Origin of the sequence: Pseudomonas sp. GL-R-19 (genome assembly GCF_019956375.1) — a bacterium.
Lineage (GTDB): Bacteria > Pseudomonadota > Gammaproteobacteria > Pseudomonadales > Pseudomonadaceae > Aquipseudomonas.
Genome location: NZ_JAHBDJ010000016.1, coordinates 88318 through 95621, shown reverse-complemented (window position 1 = coordinate 95621; position 7304 = coordinate 88318). Strand labels below are relative to the sequence as shown.

9 protein-coding genes are annotated in these 7304 nt (G+C 58.2%); 4 read left to right on the top strand and 5 right to left on the bottom strand.

Annotation, left to right across the window (positions count from 1 at the left end):
• Positions 1–81: 81 nt before the first annotated feature.
• A complete protein-coding gene (gene rlmF, locus KGA83_RS10275; RefSeq protein ID WP_108214978.1) occupies positions 82–1104 on the top strand; it encodes a 23S rRNA (adenine(1618)-N(6))-methyltransferase RlmF in 1023 nt (340 codons plus the stop codon).
• 183 nt (positions 1105–1287) lie between these two features.
• Here rlmF and KGA83_RS10270 read toward each other — a convergent pair whose 3' ends face one another.
• Positions 1288–1569, bottom strand: coding sequence for an HU family DNA-binding protein (locus KGA83_RS10270; protein WP_007905514.1), 282 nt, complete (start codon positions 1567–1569; stop codon positions 1288–1290).
• A 396-nt stretch (positions 1570–1965) separates the two neighbouring features.
• Here KGA83_RS10270 and yejK point away from each other — a divergent pair, with 396 nt between their 5' ends.
• The gene (yejK, locus tag KGA83_RS10265) at positions 1966–2970 is read left to right on the top strand and encodes a nucleoid-associated protein YejK (protein WP_007972706.1); all 1005 of its coding nucleotides are present in this window, start codon (positions 1966–1968) and stop codon (positions 2968–2970) included.
• Entirely contained in the window at positions 2970–3320 is a 351-nt protein-coding gene (locus KGA83_RS10260) for a glutaredoxin family protein (RefSeq protein WP_108214976.1), read from the top strand. Before yejK ends, KGA83_RS10260 begins: the two co-directional genes overlap by 1 nt.
• 123 nt (positions 3321–3443) lie before the next feature.
• Here the strand turns inward: KGA83_RS10260 and KGA83_RS10255 are convergent, their stop codons facing one another.
• The 4 genes from KGA83_RS10255 to KGA83_RS10240 form a co-directional block, all read right to left on the bottom strand.
• Positions 3444–4379, bottom strand: coding sequence for a glutathione S-transferase family protein (locus KGA83_RS10255; protein ID WP_108214975.1), 936 nt, complete (start codon positions 4377–4379; stop codon positions 3444–3446).
• 88 nt (positions 4380–4467) lie between these two features.
• On the bottom strand, positions 4468–4788 hold the full coding sequence (locus KGA83_RS10250; protein WP_108214974.1) for a GIY-YIG nuclease family protein: 321 nt from the start codon (positions 4786–4788) through the stop codon (positions 4468–4470).
• Between the two features lie 40 nt (positions 4789–4828).
• The gene (locus KGA83_RS10245; RefSeq protein WP_108215464.1) at positions 4829–5299 is read right to left on the bottom strand and encodes a nuclear transport factor 2 family protein; all 471 of its coding nucleotides are present in this window, start codon (positions 5297–5299) and stop codon (positions 4829–4831) included.
• Between the two features lie 120 nt (positions 5300–5419).
• Positions 5420–6046, bottom strand: a complete 627-nt coding sequence (locus KGA83_RS10240; RefSeq protein ID WP_108214973.1) for a response regulator transcription factor — start codon at positions 6044–6046, stop codon at positions 5420–5422.
• A 460-nt stretch (positions 6047–6506) separates the two neighbouring features.
• On the opposite strand from KGA83_RS10240, the gene KGA83_RS10235 reads away from it, so the two are divergent.
• A complete protein-coding gene (locus KGA83_RS10235; RefSeq protein ID WP_223529640.1) occupies positions 6507–7235 on the top strand; it encodes a fimbria/pilus chaperone family protein in 729 nt (242 codons plus the stop codon).
• Positions 7236–7304 lie beyond the last annotated feature (69 nt).

Here is a 7304-nt window from a genome sequence, read left to right as displayed (position 1 = left end):
AGCTCCTACGGGTTCGGCGCATTCGCCATCAATGTGGGACAATGCCCGCCACTTTCAGCCATACCCGAATCGACCACACCCATGACCGCCCCCCGCCCCCCCAAGCCTGCGCGCAAAAAGCCTGCTCCGAAGACTCCGGCCACGGCCGTCGCCCCAAAGGAAAAGGCCAGCCTGCATCCGCGCAATCGCCATCAGGGCCGCTATGACTTTCCGGCGCTGATCAAAAGCGCCCCGGAACTGAAGAAATTCGTGATCATCAATCCGTACGGCAAGGAAAGCATCGACTTCGCCAGCCCGCAAGCCGTGCGGGTGTTCAACCGGGCACTGCTCAAGTCGTTCTATGGCATCGCTCACTGGGACATTCCGGCCGACTACCTGTGCCCACCAGTGCCAGGCCGTGCCGATTACGTGCACTTCCTCGCCGACCTGCTGGCCAGCAGCAATGACGGTGTAATCCCCCGGGGCGCCGCCGTGAAGGTGCTGGACATCGGCATGGGCGCCAACTGCGTGTATCCGCTGATCGGTTACAGCGACTATCGCTGGCAGTTCCTCGGTTCCGATATCGATGCGACTGCCATCGCCGCCGCAAAGGCCATCATTCAATCCAATGGCCTGAACAAAGCGATCCAGGTACGCCAGCAGAGCAACCCCAAGCAGATCCTCACAGGCCTGCTGGAGAGCGCAGAGCGTTTTGACCTGACGATGTGCAACCCACCGTTCCATTCGTCACTGGACGAGGCCACACGGGGTAGCACACGCAAATGGCGAGCCCTGGGCAAGGCCGATCCGAAACGCAAGCTGCCGGTGTTGAACTTTGGCGGGCAAGCGGCGGAATTGTGGTGTGAGGGCGGAGAAGTGCGTTTCGTCACGCAACTGGTCAACGAGAGCGCGCAGGTGGCGCAACAAGTACTGTGGTTCAGCACGCTGGTGTCGAAGGCGTCGAACTTGCCGGCGATCCAGACCGCCTTGAAAAAGGCCGGCGCCCTGGAGAGTCAGGTAGTGGAAATGTCCCAAGGACAGAAGCAGAGCCGCTTCGTCGCCTGGACCTTCCAGACCAAAGTGCAGCAACAGGCCTGGCGTGAGCGTTGGGCGCTCAAAAACTGAGTTAAATCAATTGTGGGAGCGAGCCTGCTCGCGAAAGCGGTGTGTCAGTCGAATTCGATGGTACTGACACACCATATTCGCGAGCAGGCTCGCTCCCACATTGGTTGCAGGTTGTTTGCGATAAATCGCGCCCACAAAAAAACCGTGCCCGGATCGCTCCGGTGCACGGTTTTTTAACAAGTCTTACTTGTTGACAGCGTCGGTCAGGCCTTTGGCCACAACCAGCTTGATCACTTTCTTGGCAGCGATTTCGATGGCAGCGCCAGTCGAAGGGTTACGGCCAGTACGGGCAGGGCGCTCAGTCACTTTCAGTTTGCCGATGCCAGGCAGAGTGATTTCGCCGCCGTTTTCCAGCTGATCGGCAACGATTTGGCCCAGTTGGTCCAGAGCGTTACGCGCGGTGGTTTTCGGCGCGTCGATAGCTTCAGCGATGTCGGCGATCAGTTGGTCTTTAGTAAGAGCCATTTAGTGTTCCTTCCCTATCAAATTCATATGGATTGCAGAGTGCAATGTCAGCCATCGAGCCCGATCTTCTGGATCTGGCACCCTCGGCCAAATAACCTCGGGATCGGGGTTATAGATACCGAAATCAGGGTTTGGTTCGACCTGACAAATGCTGACTGCAGGCTTAACGCAGTGACTTCGCGCAAGACCGGGCAAAGCTAGCACACAGACGTGGAAATATCCGCCTCTAGCTACCCATTTGGTCAGCTTTATTGCTCTAAATCTGCAAAAAATCGCATAAGCGCCGCCGGTCGGCCCGCAATTACCCTTCGCACCGCGCCAAAACCAATGGTTGCGGTACACTGGGCGCTTTTTCGGGGGAGCACGCCCTCCTCTCTTCATACAGCCGAGAAGCCCATGCCGATCCGTCATTGCATCGTCCACCTGATCGACAAAAAACCCGACGGCACACCTGCGGTTCTCCACGCCCGTGACTCTGAACTGGCTGAGTCCGCGGCCATCGAGAACATGCTCGCCGACCTCAACGAAAGCTATAACGCCAAACAGGGTAAAGCCTGGGGCCTGTTCCATCCGGAATCCGGCGCGTTCCCGTTCAGCGGCTGGCTGAAGGAGTACCTGGAGGGCAGCCAGGATTTCACCGCATTCAGCCGAGTGGCGGTCGAGCACCTGCAAAAACTGATGGAGGAGTCGAACCTGTCGGTCGGCGGCCATGTGCTGTTCGCGCACTATCAGCAAGGCATGACCGACTACCTGGCCATCGCCCTGCTGCACCACAGTGAAGGCGTGGCCGTGACCGACGAACTGGACGTGACCCCGTCCCGTCACCTGGACCTTGGCCAGTTGCACCTGGCCGCGCGGATCAATGTTTCCGAGTGGCAGAACAACAAACAATCCAAGCAGTACATTTCGTTCATCAAAGGCAAGAACGGCAAAAAGGTTTCGGAGTATTTCCGCGACTTCATTGGCTGCCAGGAAGGCGTCGACGGTCCCGGTGAAACCCGCACCCTGCTCAAAGCCTTCAGTGATTTCGTCGAAAGCGAAGACCTGCCGGAAGACGACGCACGCGAGAAGACCAAGACCCTGGTGGATTACGCCAGCAGCCAGGCCAAACTCGGCGAACCAATGGGTCTGGAAGAGTTGTCGGGACTGATCGACGAAGAACGCCCGAAGGCCTTCTACGATCACATCCGCAACAAGGATTACGGCCTGTCGCCGGAAATCCCGGCTGACAAACGCACCCTGAACCAGTTCCGCCGTTTCACCGGCCGCGCCGAAGGCCTGTCGATCAGTTTCGAAGCGCACCTGCTGGGATCGAAGATCGAGTACGACGAAGAAGCCGGCACGTTGATCATCAAGGGCCTGCCCACTTCGCTCACCGATCAGTTGAAGCGTCGCAACTGATGCTCGGCGGCGTGCTGAAAAAATTCCTGCTGATCCTGCTGGTGGTCGTGGCTTACCAGAACTGGGGCAAGATCGAGCGGGTGTTCAACCCTTCGCAAGTGGTACCTGCACAGACGCAGGCCCAGGCCAACGTCGTGCTCTACGCCACCGAATGGTGTGGTTACTGCAAGCTGACCCGGCGCTTTCTCGATCAGAAAGGCATTCCGTACAAGGCATTCGATATCGAGAAAGACGCCGTCGCGCGCGCGGACTATCAGGCACTGGGCGGTGGTGGCATTCCAATCATCGATGTGAACGGGACGCTGATTCGCGGGTATGACCCGGATGCGATTCTGGCGGCGCTGAAATAACTGATCGGCTTCACACAATCCGTGTGGCGAGGGAGCTTGCTCCCGCTGGACTGCGCAGCAGTCCCTCTTCAGAGGGCCGCTTCGCGACCCGACGGGAGCAAGCTCCCTCGCCACAAGTGTGCGTCAGATGGCTTCAATACGAAAACCAAACCGCGGGAAGTGCACATGCACCACACCGCCACGCTCGTCCTTGCGCCGTACGATCAGCTCTTCGCTGCCGGCAAACAACAACTCCCCCGCCACCGGATCAACGCCATAGTCCGTGGCCGCGATCACTACCTGTTGCCCCGCCGTGAACCCGTTGGGATCGACGAACTGCTCATCCGGCAGAGCCGCTGGCGTGGACGTGCGCGCCACTGCCAGAGCCTCCTCGGAGCTCATCTCGCTGGACGCGCCATGACCGAAGCCCAATACCCTTGCATGCCAGGCGGCAACCGCCGGATAAGCATCGACCAAGGGTGCCGTGACCGGCGTCGCCTTGAGAAACCACAGTGAATGAGCCAAGGCGAAGTCGGCAATCGACGGTTCGCCAAACAGGTAATCGCCTTCTTCGCGCTGCAACTGTTGTTCCAGGCGAGACATGATCGTTGGCCACTGGTGTTTGGCCTGCTCGGCGGACAGTTTTGTCGCACTACCACCACTGAACAAACCGGCGCGGTCGGCCAGAAACGCCTTGATCGCTTCCGGCGACAAATTGCCAAAGCGCACCGCTATCGATTCCGGCTGGAACACCAGGCTGACCGCATGCTGGAACACCACTGAGTCGGCCCAGGCTGCAAATGACGCGGCGATCATTTCCTGACCCTCAGGGAAGAACGCCGGCAAGGCTTTTTCCTGTTCCAGTCGCCGGGCAATCAATGCCGTGTCGCAATAGATATCTGCACCGACCTGCAACACCGGTGTCTTGCGGTAGCCACCGGTCAGCGCCGTGAGATCCGGTTTGGGCATCACTGGCGAGATCTTCACCGAGCGCCAGGACAAGCCCTTGAAGCCCAGCAACAGGCGGGCCTTTTCGGCAAAGGGGGACGTCGGGTAATGATGCAGAATCAACTCGGACATGCTCGGCTCCGCCGCAAGGATCAGTAACCTGCAGCTTAGCGCGCAATCAGCTGGCAGCCTACAGATCTGCCTGATGGGAACTGATCAGTCAGAGTGATAAGCCAGAGACGGCGCTCGCTGCGTTCGCCACCAGGCATTCCTTGGCACTCTTTTTGAGTTTTTTGATCAGCCGTTCCTGACGCAACGCATCGCTTTTGTCGCGACAACGTTCGGTGTAGACCAGGGCCATGGCCGGGCTGGAGAGAAAGAATCGTGCGCCCTTGCCGCTTTGATGCTTGGCGAAGCGACGCACGGGATCATCGCTGATCCCACAATAGAGCGAACCGTTGGCCGCGCGAACGAGGTAGACGAACCAGGTTTTGCTCGCGCAGGTGTCGGCGTCGACAGGGCTTTCGCTGAGGGTGGTCACGTAACGATCCGGGCTTGAGGGAAAACAGGCCGCGATCTTATCAGCGACTGGCCTGGAATGCCTTCAGCCCCTTCAATGCCTGGGCGCGAACGGCGTTGCGCACCAGTGGCGTCCAGCCCAGCAGCAGACCTTTGAAACCCAGCGCCTGACGCGACCAGGCCCACAGATCAAAACGGTCATGATGCTCGCAGATCTTGCCATCACGAAAGACGAAACGCGCCTGGATATCGTTGACCACGATGTTGCCGGTCTGGCTGAACAGATAGGTCGCAACCCAATGGGCACCACCGGTGCGCTCATCGGCGTGAACATGATCGAAAGTCAGGGAAAAGTCTTTGGCCCGAGTGGTCAGCATGCGCCACATGTCACCGGCATCGCGACCGCTAAGCTCGCCGAACGCCGGGTCGCTGAACACCACATCATCGGTGTAGCAGGCAGCCATGGCTTCGGCATCCAGGCGCTGGAAAGCCTGGTAGAAACGGGTGATCAAGGCGCTATGGGCTTCACTCATTTACGGGTTCCCCAGGATTTGCATGATGGCTTCGAAAGATTGCCTGCACGATAGTCTGCAAATGCACCGAACACTATCGGCATTCATGACGAAAATAACGCGATGATTATTCCTGCCATTTCAGTACGACATTCCACTGTCCCGGGCGTAGGAAAAAAGATCAACGTCCGTGGAAATACCCAACCGGTGCATGGCCATGTTCTTTTGCTTACTGATGGTCGACACGCTGCGTTTGAAATGAATGGCGATTTCGCTGACGGTCATGCCACTGGCGAGCATTCGGACCACTTCATATTCCTTGGCTGACAGTGGCGATTCGTGCAGCTGATTGCGGGTGTTGGCCAGCAGCGTGCGCAGGGACTCGCTGAGGTAGCGGCGCCCTTCCAGCACCGCATTGATTGCCAGGGGCAGCTCCTTCGCCGATGCGGTTTTGGCGACGACGGCCATTACCCCTTGAGCCAACGCAGCCCTTGCCGTCGCCACACTGGTAAACATCGTCACCAGAATGATCGGCAAGGCCGGGTAATGGCGCTGAATCGTACTCAACATTTTCAAGCCATCGGCCTGCTGCCCCCCCGGCATGGAGAAATCCGTGATCAGCAGGTCGCAGGGCGTGCTTGAAAGCAGATTCATCAGGCTGTCGGCACTGTCGGCCTCACCGACGATCACACATCGTCGACTGGCGTTGATGAGTATGCGCAGCCCGACACGAACGACGGAGTGGTCGTCAGCAATAACGACTCGCATTGTGGGATACCTTCTGTTTGTGGCGCGAAGGCGCGGAAAATAGCGCCGTTCTTACCCATTCCACAACGCCCCGAAAAAACCTCTAACGTCGCACCCTCAATGTATTCAATGGGCTGATTCTTTGCCCACCTATTAAAAAGATGGTTCCTACGACGCAGCACGCGGAGGACTACACAGAAGGACTACAACCAAAGGATTGCTCGTTAGAAAACGCTACGTAGTCCGCAACACTCTTTCATACACGCCCCCCTCTCTTTTCGTATTAGTTGCATTCCTCCCGCTCCGCCTGCCCGCTAAATTGCGGCCTGCCAATTTGCCCCGCCGTACCTGTACAGAACTGCGCTCACTGGCTGACTGACGATCGAACACCCATTACCCAGCGCACTGCATGCTTGCCCACGCAATCCCTGCACTACCTGTGTTCCGAGCCATGCCAACGGTCTTTTATCCGGGAATTTCAATGAGAGACATCAAGACAATATTGTTGAAGCAAGTGCGCCGTTTGACCCATACGGGTATCGGTGCCTGCGCTCTGTTATGGACCGCACAGGTCTACGCCGACGGCATGGTGCCCGATACTTCAGTGGTCATCGTCAATGAAGCCAACGGGGAAACCGCTGTCTCTGTGACCAATACCGATAGCAGCCTGGCGCTGCTGCACGTCACCCTCGAAGACATTCCCGAAGACACCGAGCCTTTGGTGTTCGTGACACCACCTTTGGCACGCGTTGAAGCCTCCAGGACGCAGTTGGTGCGCTTCATCCTGCAATCAGAAAAGCCCCTGCTCACCCAGCGTTTGAAGCGGGTGATTTTTGAAGGCATCCCCCAAGGCAAATCTGCTCCCGAGGCCGGGCATGCCCGTGTGGGCGTGACGGTGCGCCAGAACCTGCCGGTCATCCTTCACCCCGCAGGCCTGGCGCCCAACCGCACACCGTGGACCGACCTGAAATGGTCGCTGCAGGATGGTCAACTGACCGTACGCAACGAAACACCTTATGTCGTACGTCTGGCTCAGGAAGTGCAACTGTTGCCTTCCGGGAGCGGTGCAATGCTACCGCGAACCTACGTACTGCCTGGAGACCACATCAGCGTTCCGGTCCCCGTAAAGGCTGCCACCCAGGTTCGAATTCATCCCGCGACGGTCTATGGCTTTGCCGTGCCTCCCTATGACGCGCTGCTCGCCCCCTAGAACCGACACCACCGATAGCGCCGTGCAGGGAAAAGCAGGCGTCGACATTTCAACGTGATGGCCTGTTTT